This is a genomic window from Stenotrophomonas muris, from assembly GCF_052751275.1.
Genome location: NZ_CP199879.1, coordinates 1829730 through 1849779 on the forward strand (window position 1 = coordinate 1829730; position 20050 = coordinate 1849779).

Consider the following 20050-nt stretch of genomic DNA (forward strand, 5'->3'; position numbering starts at 1 on the left):
CATGCCCAGCCCACCCGCCGATCCCACCGCGCCGCTCGTTGCCATCGTCGCCTGCCACGGCCAGGGGCTGTTCGAATTCGGCTGCGCGGTCGGCCTGTTCGCGCCGGTGCGGCCGGAACTCGGCGTGGCCTGGTACCGCACCCAGCTGTGCGCGGGCGAACCCGGTGCGCTGCGCATGCTCGGCAATGCGCAGGTGCAGCTTCCCTACGATCTCAGCGCGGTTGATGACGCCGACATCATCGTCATCCCCGGTTGGCGCGAACCCAGCGAGCGCCCACCGCAGGCACTGCTCGATGCACTGATCCGTGCCCACGCACGTGGCGCGCGCATCGCCTCGATCTGCTCCGGTGCCTTCGTGCTGGCCTGGGCCGGGCTGCTCGATGGCCGCCAGGCCACCACCCACTGGCGCCTCACCGAAGCGCTGGCACGCGAGTTCCCACGCATCGATGTGCGCGAGGATGCGCTGTACGTGGATACCGGCAGCATCATCACTTCGGCCGGCTCGGCCACCGGCATGGACATGATGCTGCACATGGTGCGCAAGGATTACGGCGCGCGCGTGGCCAACCTGGTGGCCGAACGGCTGGTCCTGGCACCATGGCGTGATGCCGGGCGCAGCCAGCGCGTCAGCCGCGCCATTCCCCACGGCGAGCCCACCCGCTTGGCAAAGCTGATGGAATGGATGCGCCGCAACCTGCGCGAGCCCCACTCACTGGGCAGCCTCGCCGAGCAGGCCGCGCTCAGCCAACGCACGCTGCAGCGGCAGTTCCTGGAGGCCACCGGCCTGTCACCCATCGACTGGCTGATCCGCGAACGCGTGGCTTTCGCGCGCGAGCTGCTGGAAACCACCGACCGGCCGCTGCAGTGGATTGCAGAACAGGCCGGCTTTGGTTCGCAGGAATCGTTCCGTCGGCACTTCCGCGGTCAGGTCGACGCGAGCCCTACCGAGTACCGCAGCCAGCATCGCGGCGGCCTCGGTGCCGACCGGTTGGTGGGCTGTTGATCCAGTGCGCGGAGCCAGGCGTGGCGTGAGCAAAGCCTCACGACGGTCCGGGCTTGCGTGCGTATAGTGACGTGCGTCACAAGAAGCCCCTTCCATGCTCCATGCATTTGCTTACTCCAGCCGCATGTCGGCTGGGCTGTCCAATCAAGCCCTCCACCAGATCGTCTCGCAATCTGCCACGTTCAATCGCCGGGTGGACGTTACCGGTGCGCTGATCGTCGACGGGCAGCGGTTTTTCCAGTACATCGAAGGCCCGCCCGACGCCCTGGAAGCGGTCAAGCGCCGCATCCATGACAGCCGCTCGCATGCTGCCGTCGTGCCGGTACTGGACATGGCCATCAGCGCGCGTGCAGTTCCGTACTGGGCAATGACCCACATCGAGACCGGGCAGATCGTGGTGTCCGGCCTGGTGAATGCGCGCTGGGACGAGTTCGGCCACTCCATTCCGGGCATGGACCAGCTCGTCGGCCTGCTGCGTCCGCATTTTCCACGCGTCGGCAGCGTCGGCGCGCCACGCGCAGCCGCCTGATAGACACTGAACCATCGCCTTGCACGCGCACGCCGACGTGGCCGCGCGTTGCGTCCAGGCGTCATCATCCAGATCTCCTTTCCCATCGTCTTCGCCACGCCCATCGCATGCCCGTACCCGCTCACCCTGCAACGGAAACACGCGCATCGCCTGCCGACCTGTTCGAGATCGTCGTCATGCGTGCAGGCACCGTCCTGTTCGCCATCGACATCCAGGCGGCGGTCGAAATCCGCGGTCCGGAGGCATTCGGCCCTGCAGACCGCAACGGCAGGCCGACCCTGGAGGTCCGTGGGCAACCGTTACCCGTCGTCGACCTGCGCCGCATGAGCGGCCAACCGGCATTCGAGGGTGGCAGCCCGGCCATGCTGCTGATCAACGCCGGCACCGCAACCCTGGCGCTGGCCGTGGACGAAGTGCTGGAGATCGAGACGCCGGACGCGAGCGCGAACACCCCCGAGCCTGCAGCGGGCCAATCGTTCTGCTTCTGCAGCCGGCACATTCAACTCGATCCGGCGCGCTCGGCTGCACTGATCGAACCGGCGGCACTGCTGGGCGCACTTGCCGCGCCGGGGTGACCGGCGGCGTCTCAGGATCGTCCTGCCAAGGCACGGTTTCGCAGCCTCCAGCACTGCGCGGCAAAGCCGATCACGAACACCACCAGGCAGGCCAGCAGTGTGTGCAGCACCACCGGGGCCATCGGTGCCGCAGCAATCGGATGCGCCGCCGGCAAGCGGGTCAGCGTTTCGTTGACGCCGGGCACCAACGAGAGCAGGAAGCTGAACGACAGTGCGAAGGTCGACAGGTAACGCGCGGCGCGCCCCAGCCAGCGCAGCCGCGCGGCCAGCATGCCGCCGAATGCCACCAGCAGCACGATCACCCCGAATGCGTGGCCGGGGTTGATCCCGCCCGTGCTGGACACGGTGAACGAGGTGGCCACCGACAGCACCAGCCCCACCAGGTACAGCTTGCCCGCGCGCTTGGCGGGATCGATTGCGCGATGGCGAATGAAGGCATACAGGCCACTCAACACCGGGATCAGGCTGACAGCGGTATGGATCACGCCAAGTGTGGACAGAGGGTGGGACATGGGACATCTCCAGGGACAAGATGAACCTACTAGTAGGTAGGCATTGGGTTCAAAAAGAAGGCCCGCGTCGCCGCAGGCCCACCACACATCTCTCAGGACGCCGCGCTCACCCGCGCAATCGCCAACCGCGCCAGTGCCGCGAAGGTCGCCGCATCACCGAAACCGCGCGCGGCCAGCATCGCGCCGTGCACCGATGACATGAACGCCTTGGCCTCATCGGCCGCCGAGCCCTGCAACTGCAGTTGGCCCATCGAAACGCCCTTCTCCAGCGTCACTGCCAGCCAGCCGCTCAGGTCCTCGAAATGGCCGCGCACTTCCTCAGCGATCTCTGCCGGAATCATCGGCGCTTCGGCGGCCAGCATCGCGCAGATGCAGAACGAGGACGTACCCCCTGCAATGCAGCTGGACCAGTACTCCACATAGGCGTTGAGCTCCTGCAGCGGGTCGGCCAACTGCCGGTCCAGCAGCGCCAGGCCTTCGCGCGCTTCGGCCCGGTACAGCTCGACCACCGTGCGCACCAGATCCGCCTTGCTGGGGAAGTGGTGATGGATGCTGGCCTTGCTGATGTTCACCCGCGCCGACACGTCGGCGTAGCTGAAGCCGTTGTAGCCACCGGCTTCCAGCAGCGCACGGGCATGGGCCAGGATTTCCTGGGCCTTGGGCGAGAGCGACTCTTTCATGGCAGTTAAACCTACTAGTAGGTAGACACCCTGTCAACCCCTCTCTGCTGCACCCGCCAGGCATCATTCCCGGCAGAGCCGGCCGCTGGCCGGCTTGCTGGCAACGTGACCTTTGATTGCCCCTCAATGCGAAGATACGTACACCGCATCGGCTGGCGGAGGTGGCAGCGCGAAACTGCGCCGCATCCGCGCGACCTCGGCCGCCGGCGGCAACGCGAACAGGCGCTTGAACTCACGGTTGAACTGCGACGGGCTGGCATACCCCACCGCCAGCGATGCCGCTTCGGCAGTCATCCCCTGCCGCAGCATCAGCAACCGTGCCTGGTGCAGGCGGGTCGACTTCACGTACTGCATCGGCGACGTGCCGGTAATCGCGCGGAAGTGGTCGTGGAAGGTCGCCACACTCATGCCCGCTTCGGTGGCCAGTTGCCCCACGTCCAGGGTGGTGGCATATCCGGCATGGATCGTCCGCAGCACTCTGCCGATGCTGCCGAAGCGCCCGCGCATGGCCAGCGCCTCGCGCATTGCGCCGCCCTGTGCACCCGTCAGCACGCGGAAGTACACCTCACGCACCAACGCAGGGCCGAGCACGGCAGCCTCCAACGGTTCAGCCAGTGCCTCCAGCAGGCGCAGCACCGTGGCCTGCATCGGCGCCTGCATCGGGCTGGACATCATGCCCTGCGCCGGTGTCTCCGGGGTGCCCTCCTGTTCACCCAGTTCGATCAGCAGATCCGCCGCCAGCTGCAGATCCAGGTGCAAGTAGATCGCCAGCAGCGGCGCCTGGGCCGACGCATCGGTTTCCATCGTGAACGGCACCGGCACCGACACTGCCAGGTAGTGCTGGGCGTCGTACTGGTAGACCTGCCCGCCCAGATAGCCACGCTTCACCCCCTGGCAGACGATCACGATGCCGGGGTCGTACAACACCGGCGTGCGCGCCAGTGGCCGGTCCGATCGCAGCAACCGCACCCCCGGCAGGCGCGTGAGCGTATAGCCCTCCTCCACCGCCAGCGTCTTCAGCAGGCCGACCATGCGCGCCTGCACCTGCCGTTGCAGGGAATCGACCACAGGCACTCCAGAGGAATAGGCAAGAATGGCCGAATCCTAGGCCTGTGACCCCGGTCGTTCAAGAACTAACGTGCAAGCCCTGCCCACCACGAACGCCCCCTCATGCCCCCTTCCCGCTTTCTCCTCATCACCGGTGTCAGCAGTGGATTCGGCCGCGCCCTTGCCCAGCAGGCCCTGCTGGCCGGCCACCGCGTGGTCGGCACCGTGCGCAACGAAACCGACCGCCAGGTACTCGAAGCGCTCGCTCCCGGCCGCGCATTCGGTCGCCTGCTGGACGTAACCGATACCGCCGCCATCAATGCGCTCGTCGCCGATATCGAAACCAACATCGGAAGCATCGACGTGCTGGTCAACAACGCTGGCTACGGCCACGAAGGCATCCTCGAAGAATCCACGCTCGCCGAGCTGCGGCAGCAATTCGAGGTGAACGTATTCGCTCCAGCCGCGCTGATCAAGGCCGTGCTGCCGCACATGCGCGCCCGGCGCCGCGGCCATATCCTCAACATCACCTCCATGGGCGGTTTCATCACGATGCCGGGCATCGCGTGGTACTGCGGCAGCAAGTTCGCGCTGGAGGGCATCAGTGAAGTGCTTGGCAAGGAAGTCGCGCCGTTTGGTATCCACGTCACGGCCGTCGCGCCGGGTTCCTTCCGCACCGACTGGGCAGGCCGCTCGATGGTGCGGGCACCGCGCAGCATTGACGACTACGACGCATTGTTCGATCCCATCCGCAGCGCGCGTGAGGCGAAGAGTGGCCACCAGCCCGGTGATCCAGTGAAGGCTGCGCAGGCCATGCTGCAGGTCATCGACAGCGACGCTCCTCCCCGCCACTTGCTGCTGGGCAGTGATGCGCTGCAGCTGGTGAGGGCAAAGCTGGCATCGATGGCCGGTAGCATCGACGCGTGGGAACAGCTGAGCCGTTCGACCGACGGCGTAGCGTGAGATCTTGAGGCCGCCGATGCCCTCACCGGCGGCGTCCCCCTGCCCGCTCAGTCTTCCTGCACCAGCTTGAACTCGCGCAGCAGGCCACCGATCTGGGTCTTGTCCAGCTTGTTCATCAGCAGATTGCGCAGGAACGCAGGCCCGGGAATATCCAGTTCCTTGCCATCGCGCAGGCGACCGGTGGCGGCCAGCAGCGAGCGCACGTCATACGTGGAATTGAACACCTCCGGCACGCCGCGCTCGATCCCCAGCAGGGTGTACACCGCTTCCATCGGCGTGCGCACCGAATATTCGGTGGTGAAGATGCAGTCGCGCTGCTTCGATTCGGCAAACTGGCCGATGAAGGCGAAGTTCACCGCGCCGTCCGGCACCACGTCCGGGCGGTCACCGGCCTGGCGTGGCATGAAGAACGCCGTGATGTACGGCATCATCACCGGCACCGTCTTCGCACCGGTCGCGGCCAGCGCATCAATCTCTTCCACCGGCACGCCCAGGTGGTACAGCCACTCGCGGGTGATCTCCTCGCCGGTGCACTCCTGCATCGGCTTTTTCACGTAGTCGCCCGGCGTATCCACAAACAGCGAGTACACCCAGACCACGATCTGGTCCCTGGGCTGGTTCTTGAAATGCGGCTGGCGGTTCACCGTCCAGCTCATCAGCCAGCGCGAGTCGCGCACGCTGACGATGCCGCCGGTCACCACCTTGCCACTGAACGGGTCGCGCTTGGCGATCTTCTGGATGTAGGCCGGAATGCGTCCATCCAGCGTGGTGACCGTGGCCGATTCCCACTTGGTCTGCGGGATATGCGCGCCGAACACGTCCGGGCGACCGAACGCCGCATCCTTCGCGGCGAGGCGACGCCACAGGTCCCAGGCCGGCGCCGGTCCTTCGTTCAAACGCGCCGCGGTGTGGTGATCGCCATTATCCGAGTTTTCGGTCAGCGAACCGATCGTCATGAAAACAAGGTCATCCACCCCCAGGTCCACGCCGCCGGCCACGCCTTCGCGCGTCCAGTGGATGCGGGTGGCCTGCTTGCGGCCGACCGACAGATCGAAGTCGACGTCGGTCACCTCGGTGCCGTACTGGAACACCACACCCTGCTCCTGCAACCACTTCACCAGCGGCAACACCAGCGATTCGTACTGGTTGTACCTGGTGAACTTCAACGCCGAGAAATCCGGCAGGCCGCCAATGTGGTGGATGAAGCGATGCAGGTACAGCTTCATCTCCAGCGCTGAGTGCCACTCCTCGAACGCGAACATGGTGCGCCAGTACAGCCAGAAGTTGCTGTCCAGGAAGTCGCGGCCCAGCACCTCGTCGATGCGCTTGTTCTCCATCTCCTTCCGGGTGGCCAGGAACAGTGCGATGATGTCCTTCTGGGCCTGCTCGGTCAGCGTGAACAGGCCATCGGTGTGTGCATCTTCGCCGCGATTGATGGTGGCACGCTGCAGCGAATAGTTCGGGTCGTCCTTGTTCAACCAGTAGAACTCGTCCAGCACGCTGGCATCTTCAATCTCCAGCGACGGAATTGAGCGGAACAGATCCCACAGGCACTCGAAGTGGTCTTCCATCTCGCGGCCGCCGCGGATCACGAAGCCCTTCTCCGGCACCTTCAGGCCATCCAGCGCGCCGCCAGGAATCTGCTGCTGTTCAAGGATGGTGATGCGTTCACCGGCCATGCGGCCGTCGCGCACCAGGAACGCGGCGCCGGCCAGCGAGGCCAGGCCCGAGCCCACAAACCAGGCGCGCTTGCCATCCACACCGGCCGGCTTGCGCGGGCGCGCGAAAGCTTCGTAGTTGCCACTGCTGTAGTACATGCATTGCACCTTCCTGGAGGGGATCATCAGGAACCGGCAGCGGAATGACACAGCCATCCGATGCAGGTCATGACCCTACTCTAGCGCCGAACCGGTGTATCGTTTCCTGCACGCAGGCTGCGACGGAATGACGCAGCCGCGTCAGAGCGTCCTTCCCAGCAGCATGCCTGGCCAGCCGTCCACGTTGAACGGCGCGATGCGCGTATACCCGCAGGATTCATAGAAGCGCACCAGGTCGCCGCTGCCTCCGGCGTAGCAGTCCACACGCAGATGGTCGACACCGGCAGCGCGCGCCTGCTCGTCGGCAAACGCCATCAGTCGGCGGCCGATGCCACGCACGCGCACATCACGCGAGGCCACCAGAACCCGCACATACAGCTCCGGCCCGGTGGGGGCCGGCACATAGGGCATCGACTCGCCCAGTGCCAGGAACGCCCGCACGTCGCCCTGCTCGTTCTGCGCCACCCATGCGCCTGGCAGTGCACACGCCTCGGTGACCTGGGCAATCCGGCGCGGCATCGTCGACCACGGTTCGCTGCCCCATTGCTGCACATTGCCGATCGACACGAACCACTCGATCACCTCGTCAAAGAGCCCCAACACTGCGGGGGCATCGGCCGCGCTGGCGCGGCGGATGTTCAAGGGGTCCTTTCCGGTTTCAGTCATGCGTTCCGCTCCTGTCATACCACGCTCCCCAACCCTGGAAAACAGGGGGAGCGTCGGCCGGTTCAACCAGTCTAGCGCGTGCCCCAGCGTGGCCACCTGTACCGGACCAAAGCAGTCGGAAGTCCATGTGACTTCCAGCGCGCCGCCAGGAATCTGCTGCTGTTCCCAGCGTCGCAGGTGCGTACAGACTCGATGCTTCATCAACCGCGTGGAGCATCCCCTCCGGTAGTGAACCAGCGCTGGAACCCCTCGATCGCATCCGGCATCAGGGCGCGGGCGCGTTCACGCACCAGCACTTCGGCGTCGCGCATCGCGCTGATCGCATCCGGCCGCGCGCACAACGCCATCGCCACATCCGACGCGTCCAGCATCGCCAGGTTCACGCCCACGCCCACCGGCGGCATCAGATGCGCCGCATCGCCGATCAAGGTCACGCCATCGCGCGGGGCCCAGCAAAAATCCGCTGGCAGGCTGTAGATCGGCCGCCGCACGAAGTCCGTGCAGGCCTCCAGCAGGCGCCGAAGGTTCGTGGCCCACCCGGTATAGCAGCCTGTCACCAGCGTCCGTATGCCGTGCTGCGCGATCTGTGCATCAAGCCATTCGGAAGAGCGCTTCAGCGCCGCATACACGCAGAGCCGATCGCGGCTGTTGCGTTGCACGAACAGGGCCTCCTCGCCGCCAAAGCAGAACAGGCTGCCCTGCCCGACCATCGCTGCGATGTCCGCAGCAGGCTGTGCGATCCAACCTTCGAAGAAGGTAATGCCGGTGGGCAGCGGCTGGCACGTACTCAAGGCCGCGCGCACTTTCGACCACGCACCATCGGCACCGATCACGATCTCCGCCTCGCGCTGCACGCCGTTGGCGAATCGCAGGCCGTGGCCGTTCGCCTGTGCAGATACCAGCGCGGTCAGGCTGTGACCCCACTGCACCGTGTCCGCCGGCAGCGCGTCCAGCAGCAGCTGGCGCAGGTCGCCGCGGTCGATCTCCGGCTTGTCCTTGCTCCCTTCCGGCCCGAACCCGCCGGTGGTGATCTCCCCGGACCACGGGTCGCCCATCCGCGCCTCCTGCCCCTCATGCCGCGCCACCGCACGGAAGGCCTCCAGCAGGCCCGCGCGCTGCAGCGCCACCTGCCCGGAATCGTCGTGCAGATCCAGCGTGCCGCCCTGTGTGCGCTGCTGCCCGGATGCTTCGCCCTCGTACACGCTCACGCGGTGACCGCCCCGATGCAGGATGAGCGCAGCGGTGAGGCCAGCGGGGCCTGCGCCGATGACGGCAATACGGGGAGGGTGCTGCATGGCGCGATCCAGGTTAGTTGATACGTCAACCGTATGCCGCAAGGGTTGACATGTCAACCATTGCCCGGCAACGTTCGGCCATGACCTCCCCCAGCATCACACCCGACGAATGGGCCACCTGGCGCGGCTTCCGGCGCATGGCAGAAATCACCTCCGGCCGCATCGTCCAGGACATCACCCGCAGCACCGGGCTCTCAAGGGCCGACTTCATCGTGCTGATGGAGCTGAACCAGTCCAAGGATCGCTGCCGCCGCCAGCGCGAACTGCTGGACTACCTGGAATGGGACAAGACGCGCCTCTCGCACCAGCTGACCCGCATGGCGGGCCGTGGCCTGATCGAACGCGATACCGACAGCGAAAACGTCGTAGTGATCCGCATGACCACAGAAGGTCACGCGCAGCTGCGCGCGGCACGGCCGGTACACGCCGCCGGTGTCCGCCGGTATTTTCTCGACCATCTCTCCGCGGATGATCGTGCCGCACTGCAGCGGATCACCGACAAACTGCATGCCGCCCTGCAGGACGCGGAGAACTGAGCCATCGCCCCCGGTAGTGCCGGCCGCTGGCCGGCAACTGCACGCACCCAACGCCACCGGGATGCCGGCCAGCGGCCGGCACTACCACGCCCGGGCGTTCGTGGCGGGGTTTGACATGCAGGCATTTACCTGCATATAGTCCACTCAAGGGCGGCGCCTGCCGGCCCATCGCGAGGAACCTGCAATGGTGGATATCGCACACAGGGTCGGCATCAAGGCCCCCGCAAGCCAGGTGTACCAGGCGCTGGCCACCCCCGAAGGCGTGGCCGCCTGGTGGGCCGAAGACGCGCACGGCGACCGCGAAGCCGGCGGCACGGTCAAGGTCCGTTTCACCAACAACGGCCAGGAAATCGGCGCCATGGAGATGAAGCTTGAGCAGCTTGTTCCAGGCGAGCTCGTGCTGTGGCGGTTCCTCGCCGGCCCCGCCGAATGGATCGGCACCCACGCGCGCTTCGCGCTGAAGCAGGAAGGCGACTACTGCATCGTCCTGTTCACCCATGAAGGCTGGAAAGAGCGCGTCGAGTTCACCTCCCACTGCAGCACCAAGTGGGCGGTGTTCCTGATGAGCCTGAAGGCACTGCTGGAAACCGGCAAGGGCCAGCCCAACCCACACGACGTCAGGATCGACAACTGGAATTGAAGACCTCCCCATGGCGGTAGACCACGTACGCGACGCAGACAAGGTGTTCAAGGCACTGGCCGATCCCACGCGCCGCACGCTGCTGGATCTGCTCTGCAAGGACAACGGGCAGACGCTGGGCCAGCTGTGCGAACACCTGGACATGGCCCGGCAATCGGTCACCCAGCACCTGGGCCTGCTGGAAGACGCCAACCTGATCAGCACCGTGCGCCGTGGCCGCGAGAAGCTGCACTTCATCAACCCGGTGCCCCTGCATGAAGTCTACGAACGCTGGGTACGCAAGTTCGAGCAGCAGCGCCTGAGCCTGCTGCATGACCTGAAACGCAAACTGGAAGGAGAATGACGATGTCTGCAGAGTCAACCCGCTTCATCCACGTGATCTACATCGCCTCCACGCCACAGAAAGTGTTCGAGGCCATCACCCGCCCCGAGATCGCCAGTCGCTACTGGGGCCACGAGAACGTCTCGGACTGGAAACCGGGCTCGCGCTGGCAGCACGTGCGTGCAAATGAAACGCGCTCGGTCGAGCTGGTCGGCGAAGTGGTGGAAAGCTCCCCGCCCTCGCGCCTGGTCATCACCTGGGCAGCCGCCTCGCAGGCCGACAACCCGGACGCCTACAGCCGCGTCACCTTCGACATCGTGCCCTACCAGGACATGGTGCGGCTGACGGTTACCCATGAGGAACTGGAACCCGGCAGCGGCATGGATACCGGCATCCGCCAGGGCTGGCCGATCGTGCTGTCCAGCCTGAAGTCGCTGCTGGAGACGGGCAAGGGGCTGGATGTGTTTGCGAAGCCGAACTGAGTCGTGCCGCAATCGGCGGCGGCGCGCCATCCGCCGCCAGCGCTCCCCATCCGGTCAATCGCTCAATCTGCGCGAACGTCCATAACTGCCATGCACATCCTGCTTGATCCAATCGGCCAGCAGGCGCAGGTAGCCGTCGGTGATCCGCGTCGACGCCCGGTTGCCCTCGGCATCGGTGCGGAACTCGACCATGCCGTGGTCGGTATCCGGGAACAGGTACGTATCAATCGGCTGCCCCGATGCGCGCAGGCGCCCCAGGATGCTGCGGGTGGCTGCAATCGGCGCGGCCCGGTCCTGCTCGGCCAGCACCCACAGCAACGGCAGCTTCAGGCGACGCAGCGCGGCCTCGGCGTCGTAGTCCCAGATCAGCTCCAGGTTGTCGAAGCGCGCTCGGCCGATCCGGCGCAGGTAGGCGTCACTCATACGCAGCATGTCGCCGCTGTACTCGCCGTTGATCGTCTTTGCCCACGGCGCGGCACCGATCTGGCTACGCACCCTGGCCAGCGCTTCGAACCCTTCAGTGAAATGCGTGCGCATCAACTGCGCGGTTGCGTCTGAAAGCTGTCCGACCTGCGCCAACGCCGCCGCATCCAGCTGCATGCGCCGTGCCTCATCGAACAACTGCTCGCGGTCCTCCTCGATGGGCGACACCACCAGCCCGAAACCGATCGCCACAAAATCCGCCTGCGAGCGGGTCGCCGCCAGCGGCGCGATCCACCCGCCCTGGCTGCCACCGAAGTAGCCGGCGCGGCCGAACCGGCCTCTCGCCAGTTCGCGCGCCTTGGCAAGCGCCGCCGCTGCGTCGTCGGCAAGCAGCTCGAAGTTCTGCGTGTACTCGCCTTCCGAATCGCCGGTGCCACGTTTCTGGTAAGCGAACACCGAAATACCCTGCGCCACCAGCATGCGCTGGTAGATCGCCGCCACCGCCATCGTGCGTTCCGAGCCGTGCACCAGCACCACCAACGGCCGTTTGGGGTCGGCCGGGCCGGCTGGTTCGATCAGCTGCCCGACCAGCTTGGTCCCCGCACTGATGAAAGTTGCATCGGTATCACGGGTCGGCAGGCGCTGCCAGCGCTGCGTGGCCCCAGCAGACGACCTGAAGCTGACCACATCGTCGCTGCAGCTCACCGGCGCGCTGGCATCACCGGTGGCGCCACGTCGCCCGTCCAGCATCAGATAGCGCTGGCCTGTGGCCGGCGCCGCAGCGGGTGCGCCCAGCACCACGATGTTGCCTTGGCCGTCACCGTAGGCACTGACCGTGCACAGCTCGGCGGCTGCAACCGGCAGCCCCGAACATACCAGCACCGCGCTCAACAACGAACGACTCCTCCACCCTGCCATGCCCTTCCCCGTTTCGATGAACCTGCGTCGTGCAGGTGCCGGGCGCAGCCTAGCGCGTTCGTTCGCCAGATTCATGCTGCAACCGCTCGCCGTCGCTCCCCTTCCACGGCCATACTGGAAGGACGATACGGACTTCAGAGCGTCATGCACCCACACTTGGAACACATCGGCACCACCCGCATCCTGCGCGTCGACCCGCAGGGCCCGATGCTCGATGCCGGCGCCCTACGCGACCTGGCCGGCGATGCCCTTGGGCACCAGGCCGAGTGGATCGCCGTGCCTGTGCAGCGCCTTCCGGCAGACTTCTTCGAGCTGCGCTCCGGCATGGCCGGGCAATGGCTGCAGATGCTGGTGAACTACCGCCTGCACTTCGCCGTCCTGGGCGATGTCAGCGCCTACCGCGCACGGAGCGAATCGCTGGATGCGTGGATCACCGAATGCAACCGCGGCCGCGACGGCTGCTTCGTGGCCGACTGGGGCGCCCTGCTGCCGCGCCTTTCGGCCCCCGCCAGCGCCGGCTGAACGCCGCCCCCACGCTCACCCTCGCCGAACCGGGTTCCGACCGGGCTCCGACGCCGCGCGCCGCAGCATCACCGGCAGGCTCCCCGGGCGACGTTCGATGCGCGCTTCAGACGCAGATTCCCTGCACAGCAAAGTGGCGGCGGTCACCCTCGGTTTCTGGGTGATGAAGATCGCCGCCACCACCCTCGGCGAGACTGCGGGTGACCTGCTGTCGATGACGCTCAACCTCGGCTACGTGGCCAGCTCGGCCATCCTGCTGGCGATCTTTGCCGGCCTGCTGGGCATGCAGGTGTCGGCGCGGCGCTTCCATCCGGTGCTGTTCTGGTCGGTGGTGCTGGCCACCAGCACCGCCGGCACGACCCTGTCGGACCTGATCGACCGCACGCTCGGCCTGGGCTACGCCACCGGCGCCAGTCTGCTGGCCGGCTGCCTGGCGCTGGTGCTGCTGGCCTGGCGCATGTCGGAAAAGTCGATCTCGGTCAGCAACATCGCATCGCGCCGCGCCGAAGGCTTCTACTGGACCGCCGTGCTGTTCTCCAACACGCTCGGCACCGCGCTGGGTGATTTCCTCGCCGACGATTCCGGACTGGGCTTCACCGGTGGCGCGCTGCTGATCGGCAGCCTCATCGCGCTCACCGCACTGGCCAGCCGAATCAAGGGCATCAACCGGGTCATCCCGTTCTGGATCGCCTTCGTACTCACCCGCCCGTTTGGCGCCACTTTTGGCGACCTGCTCACCAAGCCGCTGGAAAAGGGCGGCCTGGGCTTCGGCACGGTGGGCTCGTCGCTGGTGCTGTTCACCCTCCTCGCCACGCTGGTGGCGCTGCCGATGCTGCAGCGCAAGGCGCAGCCAGCCAGCTAGCGCGCCGTCCAGCCCCCATCCACCGGCAGCGCTGTGCCGGTAATCTGCGCAGCGGCGTCCGAGGCCAGGAACACCACCATTTCTCCCAGCTGCTCAGGCGTCACGAACTGCAACGACGGCTGCTTTTCAGCCAACAGCGCACGCGCGGCGGTCTCCTGATCCGTGCCTTCGCGCTCGGCCAACGCGGTGATCTGCTGCTCGACCAGCGCCGTCCGCACCCAGCCCGGGCAGATCGCATTGGCGGTGATGCCCGTGCCCGCATTCTCCAGCGCGGTCACCTTGGTGAAGCCCACCACGCCATGCTTGGCCGCCACGTAGGCCGACTTGTTCACCGAGCCCACCAACCCGTGCACCGACGCAATGTTGATGATGCGGCCGGCGCCCTGCTGCTTCATGTGGGGCAAGGCCGCCGCCGTTGCATGGAACACCGCCGAGAGATTCAGCGCCAGAATCGCATCCCACTTTTCGACCGGGAATTCCTCGATCGACGCGGTGTGCTGGATGCCCGCGTTGTTTACCAGGATGTCGATGCGCCCCATCGTCGCGACGGCGCGATCGATCATCCCGCGCACCGCCTCGCCATGGGAAAGGTCGGCGCCGTCATGCGCCACGCGCACGCCGAACTCGGCTTCCAGTTTGGAACGGATGCGTTCGATTTCCGCCGCATCGCCGAAGCCGTTCAGCACGATATCGGCGCCTTGCCGGGCCAGCGCGGTGGCAATGCCAAGACCGATACCGCTGGTGGAGCCGGTGACCACCGCAACCTTTCCACTGAACATGGGTGAGTTTCCATCGGGGGTAGGACGCCAGTGTAGCGTTATCGGCCTCCGCACCCTCCTCCTATGTGCCCACGTCCAACGAGTACGCCAGCAGGAACTCCCTGGCGTACTCATTCCCAGCCTGCGCCGAAGCGCGGATCAGGTACACCGCACGTGGCACGTCGCTGGGGACACCCTTGCCATGGAACAGCGCCAGGCCAAACTCGTACATGGCCGACGGATAGCCGGCCTCCGATGCCCGCTCAAAATGCGCGGCCGCCCGCATGACGTCCTGCTCGACGCGGTCACCGGTCAGCAGGCACAGCCCTACCGCATGGATCGCCGGGATATAGCCCTTCTCTGCGGCCCGCTTGAGGGCCGCGAAGCTGTCCGCCTCGGCATGGGCGTGGTCCTCCCCCACAGGCATCGAGGAAGAGAGGAACAACGCTTCAGCACAACCGCGTGCAAGCTGCGGGGCCAACAGCCGCCGCGCCTCGGCAATGTCACCACGGTCGAGCACCGCATCGAAGTCAGTTGTGAGCTGGGTTGGCATGTTCGTCATGGCGCAGGCTTCCTTCCTGTTTGCGGGCATCCGTTCGCCCCATTGGGATTATGCATGCGCAATGCCGTACATTCCTCCAGCCCACGAGGAATGGCGACCCAATGATCTGACTCGTGGGCCAAATCGACACAACCCATTTGCCTATACGTTGTCGCAAATAGCATTGGACCCACCAAGGCATGTGGGGATATTCTCGAATCTACGTGGATCTGCCCAAAAGGTGACAATCTTGACCCTTTCCTCTCCGCCCGTTCCAGCCAAACTCCGGGAAATGCTCAAGGACTATCCGGAACATATCGAACGGCTGCAGGAAGTACTGAATCGATCAGCCGAACGATCACGACAGATTCCTTTAATGCCGTTCGACGACGCGATCTCTGCATTGGAAGGCAGGCTCGGAACGTTCATCATGGAGGCACGGAGTGAGCTTGCCGCTGCTGAAGCGGCTGGGAATCCCCAGGATATTGCCAATGCACTTGAAAAAGAACGGTTAATGCTTAGGGCGCGCCTACAAAGCCAATGGATAGGAGATGAGTCGATGTACTCCTATTTTCAGGAGCTAGAGCGTTGAGTTCAGCCGATTGGAGCCTCGCGCCCCAGGCGCATGCGCAGGTGTTTGCGGAGAAGGTGCTTCCCCATAGTGGTCTGGACGGTACCACTCCTCAGCAGCACCCCAAGGCAATTGTACTCGCTGGACAGCCAGGCGCAGGTAAGAGCGGGGTTGCCGGTGCTGCGATTCGAGAGCTTGCTGGTGATGCCATTCCCATCGATCCCGACGCGCTGCGGGAGATGCACCGTGACGCTCCGCAGCTTGTCCAGCAGCATCCATACACCTGGTCAGGGCATACTCACAGCGATGCCAGCCAATGGGCAAAAGAGCTGCGATCCCTGGCAGTCGAGGGCCACAGGAATCTCATCCTCGATACGACACTAGGAAATGGCGACGCCGCAGTTAATCTGATCAAGAATCTCCAGGCCAAGGGCTACGAAGTGGAGATTCGGGGAGTTGTCGCACATCGGTTGGAAAGCGAGCTTGGTGTCGACCGAAGGTTTACTGACAAGCTGGACGACGAAGGCTTCGGCCGCTACGTCCCCGAAGACGTGCGCAAGCACGTTTACGATGCCCTGCCCGGAAATCTGGACAAGGTCCAGGCCGAGACCGGCATCCAGATTCGACTCTACGGACGCGAAGGCGCTCAGGTCTACGACAGCCATAGCGATACCCGTCTACCGGGCGCAGCGCTGGAAGCCGAACGCGAGGCTCGGCTGAAAGACCCCCGAATCACCCAATCATTGCGCGATGGCTGGCGCGCACAAGGCCGCTGGCACGCCGAGCTTACGGACACCCTGCCCCTCAACGACAAGGTCAGCCCACCAACAGCGGCAGCCGTTCTCGATGAGCGCGCAACGCTCAAGGTTGTTGAAGGCATTACGCCCAACATCCAGGAAGCACGCAGCGTCGACCACACCATCCGCGTGCACCCAAACATGGTGCGGGGCGCCGTCATCGGTGGCACCGCTGCGACGGTTGTTGAAGCTGCCTCAGAAGGAACAAAGATCGCCGATCTGTACGCACGCGACAACCGGACGGGCGCAGAAGCTGCGCTGTTGGACTTCGGTGCACGCAGCGTCGGCGGTTGGACCGGCGCAGCGGTGGGCGCCAAGGTCGGTACCCTGCTGGGCATCGAGTCCGGCCCCGGCGCCATTGTCACCGGCATCATCGGTGGCGGGTTGGGCGCCTGGGGTGGCGGTGAGATCGTCGATTGGATCGAAAAATACCAGATCAACAACCAGGCCGACAGCACCGGTAGGGTCTGGACGTTTGACCCGGCGCATCCCGAAAAGGGCTGGACGCACAGCGAGCGGGAGATCATAGGCACCGTCGGCACCCTGGCCGATCGCCCGATCTACGGCGCGACTACACTGCTCACGGCCGACGCCGAATTGACCCAGCAACTGAACTACCAGGCCTCAAGCCGGGCCGTCGGGCTGCGGCTGTCCGAGCCTGATCAACCGATCAACCCCTTCAGCATCGCCGGCGATGCCAGCGAAACGCCCAGCGCCCTTCCGCGCTCCTGGGAGCGCAACCCGGAGAATGGCGAATGGCGGCGCGAGATCGTCCATCAGGTCCTCGAGCACGGCATCAAGAACACCACGGTCGAAGTAGCCGACGCCACCAAGGCTGCCCAGCTTGATGACGCCGCACGGGGCATCATGGCCTTCAACGCCGCCCGCAGCTCGGCGGCTTTTGCCAAGCAGTACGAGCATGCCTACACCGCACAAGGCTGGTCCCAGTACGGACCGATTCCGGATGAAGTGATCTGGGCCCAAGACCATCCCGATCACGTACTGGCATCCGATGGACGCACCTATCAGCAACAGGGCGACGGCGAATGGCTGCATGACGGCTGGATCTACGATTCGCTGACCGAGGGCAACATCCGCGACGAGTTGAACGGAACCTACTCACAGATCCGCGCCATCCAACAGATGGAGGCGCCCGTACCCGGCGCCCACGACCGCAGTATCGAGGCACTGACCGTCAACGAACGCGAAGCCCGCGACCAGGCCATGCAGGAAGCCAATCGACTGGGTGTCGCTGCACCGCAGGCGCAGCAGGTGGCCGCCGCTGCCGTGGCTGAGGTTCGCGGCGAGCACGCCGAAGAACGGTTGACGCCACAAGCCGTGATCGATGCGCACAGCGTTGAACGCGCTGCACTATCGCCCAACACATCACCCTTGGTACAGGAGCATCGCGCTCCTACGCCTGCGGCGCCAACGCCATCGGATCCTGTGGAATCCGTACAGGAACCGGCTCGACGCGAGGCACGACGACCAGAGCCCACAGCAGCCTCTGCAACGCAGCCTGCGCGGGAAGAGTCAAGCGAGCCGCGAGCGCCTACCGAGGCAAACCCTCCTGCGCACACGATGCCGGCAGCCCCGGTGCCGTCACCCGGCATTCCATCCACTGAGCGATCTCCTGCACAGGCGGAAGCGAGTGCGGTGCCTACGCCGGATGTCGGGCGCCCCGCTTCTGCGCAGGAGCCCGTTGCGACTCACACCCACTCCACGGCCCCGTCGATCCAGACCGAAGTTGCTGAAGCCGTGTCGGTTACTGTCCGCCTACACGAAGCCGAATCAACGCCGGCGCCAGCGCCAGCGCCAGCGCCAGTCCAGCTTGAGTCAGACGTTCCAGCCACCCTCGCCGCAGCCGAGCCAGCTGCGCCCCCGCAGATGACAGGCGCCGCCCCCAAGGTCTCGGAGCACGAGCCTCCTTACGCGCCACCACCCGTGGAAGCACCGGCGGCGGCACCCTCAAGCGCAACGGCCCAGCAAGAGCCCGAAGCGCCGCCCGCCCCCCTGCTGCCTACCCAGCCTGAGCATCCCGATCACGCCCTCTACCAACAGGTGCGCGAAGGCGTAGCCACGTTGGATGCAAAGCACGGCCGCACGTTCGACGAAGCCAGCGAGCGCATCACTGCCAGCCTGCTGGTGCTGGCAAAGGACAACGACCTGGACCGCGTCGACCACGTGCTGCTGAGCAACGCCACCGCGGATAAACCCGCCGGTCATACTCTGTTCGTGGTCCAGGGCGAGCCCAACGACCCCGCACACCAGCGCGCCGCAATGCCGACCGAACTGGCTGCGCAGACCACGGTGGAAGAATCCATGCAGCAGTTTGACCTCGTCAGCCGCGAAGCGCATCAGCGTGCCATCGCCAACCAGCTTGAGCAGCAGCTGGAAGATCAGCGCGTGCAGCAGGATATCCAGATCCGCGCAGCCAGCATGGGCTGATGGATTCCCGCAAAACGCGAGGCACGGTTCAGCTGCAACATAATCGAACGTTGCAGCACTTAGACCTCAAACAATCATCGAGCTGACAGACCTCAAAATGAGGTGCCGTTTCTTATCTCCATCCGCCCTAACATCACATTTACTTCGAAGACGACTCGTTGCACTCAACAAACTAGAAACAACTCATGACCGATCTACCCGCCGAATCAATTTCCAGCGCCCCGCCTTCCCCGACTTCATTGCGAGCATCCCACCTTGCCAACCTTCTTCCACCCTTGGCCGGCGGTGTATTAACCGTTGCAACCATTGTCGGCTTTGCGCTGCACTTTGCGGGTGAAGTTGCCTACTCTACTTACCTCACCCACATGGGAATACAGCCCTCCTCATTTCCCCAAGCGGCAGACTGGAAGATCATCCATGGTCTTTTTGTAGCCCTCGACCAAAGCGCATGGTTCGTGGAATATATGCCACTGAAACGCATCGCAGTGGTGCTGATGATCGTAACGCTCCCACTTGTTATCGCCGGAGCACCCGCAAAGCAGAGTCCCCGCCTACGGCATTTGCTAATGCGAATTCCCTACTGGGTCCGCCAACCGTTCGTCGTGTACTTCTTCTTGGTGGCCATCCTCGCCAGTGCGGCGGCTTTTGGCTCACTGCTCCTGCTCGGCAGCACGATGCCAGGCGTTGTGGGCGAGCGATTCGGCACTTCGGAGGCAACCATACACGTCGAGCGCCTAAAACGTGGCGAATTCAAAGCCATTTCAGAGCTGTGGAAGGACGACCAGCGACAGATGCGAGGCGAGATCATTGTTACCGGTGCAGATCTCATCGCCCTCTACGACATGGACAGCAAGGTCATGCGCACCATTTCCAGGGACAGCATTGAGATTCGCGCGCCGCTTGGACTGGCGGCAGACGCGGGTGCTGACTCGACGCCAGGGTCGCAGTAATAGGACAAGTAATGCCTGACGGTGAAGCGGACTCGCGTTCGACGGCGAAGACTACTCCGACATGGCTCTACGCGTCGGTTTTCGGGAGGTTGACGATGGTGGAACGACAAGGGTTTCTTCTGAGGTCCTTGTTCGTTCTGTGTATGCAGAATCCAAGAGTGGTTGGACCTCGATAGCAAGGCGACAACGTCAT

The 20050-nt window shown here is 64.9% G+C and carries 22 protein-coding genes; 13 read left to right on the forward strand and 9 right to left on the reverse strand.

Going from position 1 to position 20050, the window contains the following annotated elements; translation table 11 throughout:
- The first annotated feature begins 1 nt into the window (after window position 1).
- The 3 genes from ftrA (at window position 2) to ACUVWL_RS08395 (ending at window position 2107) form a co-directional block, all read left to right on the forward strand.
- Window positions 2-1003: a transcriptional regulator FtrA gene (gene ftrA, locus ACUVWL_RS08385; RefSeq protein ID WP_142234625.1), complete on the forward strand. Its 1002-nt coding sequence runs from the start codon at window positions 2-4 to the stop codon at window positions 1001-1003.
- Window positions 1004-1097: 94 nt separating this feature from the next.
- Window positions 1098-1532: a BLUF domain-containing protein gene (locus ACUVWL_RS08390; protein WP_046430266.1), complete on the forward strand. Its 435-nt coding sequence runs from the start codon at window positions 1098-1100 to the stop codon at window positions 1530-1532.
- A gap of 107 nt (window positions 1533-1639) precedes the next feature.
- Complete coding sequence (locus ACUVWL_RS08395; protein ID WP_142234624.1) at window positions 1640-2107, forward strand: chemotaxis protein CheW; 468 nt, start codon at window positions 1640-1642, stop codon at window positions 2105-2107.
- Window positions 2108-2118: 11 nt separating this feature from the next.
- Here ACUVWL_RS08395 and ACUVWL_RS08400 read toward each other — a convergent pair whose 3' ends face one another.
- The 3 genes from ACUVWL_RS08400 to ACUVWL_RS08410 form a co-directional block, all read right to left on the reverse strand.
- A complete protein-coding gene (locus ACUVWL_RS08400) occupies window positions 2119-2619 on the reverse strand; it encodes a hypothetical protein (RefSeq protein ID WP_445979065.1) in 501 nt (166 codons plus the stop codon).
- A gap of 92 nt (window positions 2620-2711) precedes the next feature.
- A complete protein-coding gene (locus ACUVWL_RS08405; RefSeq protein WP_046430255.1) occupies window positions 2712-3299 on the reverse strand; it encodes a TetR/AcrR family transcriptional regulator in 588 nt (195 codons plus the stop codon).
- Between the two features lie 123 nt (window positions 3300-3422).
- Entirely contained in the window at window positions 3423-4367 is a 945-nt protein-coding gene (locus ACUVWL_RS08410; RefSeq protein ID WP_164110218.1) for an AraC family transcriptional regulator N-terminal domain-containing protein, read from the reverse strand.
- A 102-nt stretch (window positions 4368-4469) separates the two neighbouring features.
- Between ACUVWL_RS08410 and ACUVWL_RS08415 the strand changes: the two genes are divergently transcribed.
- Entirely contained in the window at window positions 4470-5309 is an 840-nt protein-coding gene (locus tag ACUVWL_RS08415; RefSeq protein WP_046430252.1) for an oxidoreductase, read from the forward strand.
- A 47-nt stretch (window positions 5310-5356) separates the two neighbouring features.
- Here ACUVWL_RS08415 and ACUVWL_RS08420 read toward each other — a convergent pair whose 3' ends face one another.
- The 3 genes from ACUVWL_RS08420 to ACUVWL_RS08430 all read right to left on the reverse strand — a co-directional run bounded on the left by ACUVWL_RS08420 (window position 5357) and on the right by ACUVWL_RS08430 (window position 9087).
- Window positions 5357-7126, reverse strand: a complete 1770-nt coding sequence (locus tag ACUVWL_RS08420) for an oleate hydratase (RefSeq protein ID WP_445979066.1) — start codon at window positions 7124-7126, stop codon at window positions 5357-5359.
- Window positions 7127-7267: 141 nt separating this feature from the next.
- Window positions 7268-7792, reverse strand: a complete 525-nt coding sequence (locus tag ACUVWL_RS08425) for a GNAT family N-acetyltransferase (protein WP_197605061.1) — start codon at window positions 7790-7792, stop codon at window positions 7268-7270.
- A gap of 200 nt (window positions 7793-7992) precedes the next feature.
- Window positions 7993-9087, reverse strand: a complete 1095-nt coding sequence (locus ACUVWL_RS08430) for an FAD-dependent oxidoreductase (RefSeq protein ID WP_445979067.1) — start codon at window positions 9085-9087, stop codon at window positions 7993-7995.
- A gap of 80 nt (window positions 9088-9167) precedes the next feature.
- Between ACUVWL_RS08430 and ACUVWL_RS08435 the strand changes: the two genes are divergently transcribed.
- The 4 genes from ACUVWL_RS08435 to ACUVWL_RS08450 all read left to right on the forward strand — a co-directional run bounded on the left by ACUVWL_RS08435 (window position 9168) and on the right by ACUVWL_RS08450 (window position 11067).
- Window positions 9168-9623, forward strand: a complete 456-nt coding sequence (locus ACUVWL_RS08435) for a MarR family winged helix-turn-helix transcriptional regulator (RefSeq protein ID WP_014646885.1) — start codon at window positions 9168-9170, stop codon at window positions 9621-9623.
- Window positions 9624-9807: 184 nt separating this feature from the next.
- Window positions 9808-10263, forward strand: coding sequence for an SRPBCC family protein (locus ACUVWL_RS08440; protein WP_046430242.1), 456 nt, complete (start codon window positions 9808-9810; stop codon window positions 10261-10263).
- Window positions 10264-10273: 10 nt separating this feature from the next.
- The gene (locus ACUVWL_RS08445) at window positions 10274-10606 is read left to right on the forward strand and encodes an ArsR/SmtB family transcription factor (protein ID WP_445979068.1); all 333 of its coding nucleotides are present in this window, start codon (window positions 10274-10276) and stop codon (window positions 10604-10606) included.
- 2 nt (window positions 10607-10608) lie between these two features.
- Window positions 10609-11067: an SRPBCC family protein gene (locus ACUVWL_RS08450; RefSeq protein WP_423373341.1), complete on the forward strand. Its 459-nt coding sequence runs from the start codon at window positions 10609-10611 to the stop codon at window positions 11065-11067.
- A 54-nt stretch (window positions 11068-11121) separates the two neighbouring features.
- Here the strand turns inward: ACUVWL_RS08450 and ACUVWL_RS08455 are convergent, their stop codons facing one another.
- Window positions 11122-12372, reverse strand: a complete 1251-nt coding sequence (locus ACUVWL_RS08455) for an alpha/beta hydrolase family protein (protein WP_445979164.1) — start codon at window positions 12370-12372, stop codon at window positions 11122-11124.
- A 180-nt stretch (window positions 12373-12552) separates the two neighbouring features.
- Here ACUVWL_RS08455 and ACUVWL_RS08460 point away from each other — a divergent pair, with 180 nt between their 5' ends.
- Together ACUVWL_RS08460 and ACUVWL_RS08465 are read left to right on the forward strand one after the other, a co-directional pair.
- Window positions 12553-12930, forward strand: coding sequence for a DUF4180 domain-containing protein (locus tag ACUVWL_RS08460; protein WP_445979069.1), 378 nt, complete (start codon window positions 12553-12555; stop codon window positions 12928-12930).
- A gap of 97 nt (window positions 12931-13027) precedes the next feature.
- Window positions 13028-13792 carry a COG4705 family protein gene (locus ACUVWL_RS08465; protein WP_445979070.1) on the forward strand — a complete coding sequence of 255 codons (765 nt, stop codon included), beginning with the start codon at window positions 13028-13030 and terminating at the stop codon, window positions 13790-13792.
- Here the strand turns inward: ACUVWL_RS08465 and ACUVWL_RS08470 are convergent.
- Complete coding sequence (locus tag ACUVWL_RS08470; protein WP_288496740.1) at window positions 13789-14571, reverse strand: 3-hydroxybutyrate dehydrogenase; 783 nt, start codon at window positions 14569-14571, stop codon at window positions 13789-13791. The genes ACUVWL_RS08465 and ACUVWL_RS08470 overlap by 4 nt on opposite strands.
- A gap of 61 nt (window positions 14572-14632) precedes the next feature.
- Window positions 14633-15112, reverse strand: coding sequence for a tetratricopeptide repeat protein (locus ACUVWL_RS08475; RefSeq protein WP_288496638.1), 480 nt, complete (start codon window positions 15110-15112; stop codon window positions 14633-14635).
- A gap of 229 nt (window positions 15113-15341) precedes the next feature.
- Between ACUVWL_RS08475 and ACUVWL_RS08480 the strand changes: the two genes are divergently transcribed.
- From ACUVWL_RS08480 to ACUVWL_RS08490, 3 genes are all read left to right on the forward strand, one after another.
- Entirely contained in the window at window positions 15342-15683 is a 342-nt protein-coding gene (locus tag ACUVWL_RS08480) for a hypothetical protein (protein WP_143572903.1), read from the forward strand.
- The gene (locus ACUVWL_RS08485; protein WP_445979071.1) at window positions 15680-18907 is read left to right on the forward strand and encodes a zeta toxin family protein; all 3228 of its coding nucleotides are present in this window, start codon (window positions 15680-15682) and stop codon (window positions 18905-18907) included. Before ACUVWL_RS08480 ends, ACUVWL_RS08485 begins: the two co-directional genes overlap by 4 nt.
- Before the next feature lie 185 nt (window positions 18908-19092).
- A complete protein-coding gene (locus ACUVWL_RS08490) occupies window positions 19093-19857 on the forward strand; it encodes a hypothetical protein (RefSeq protein ID WP_445979072.1) in 765 nt (254 codons plus the stop codon).
- Window positions 19858-20050: the final 193 nt, after the last annotated feature.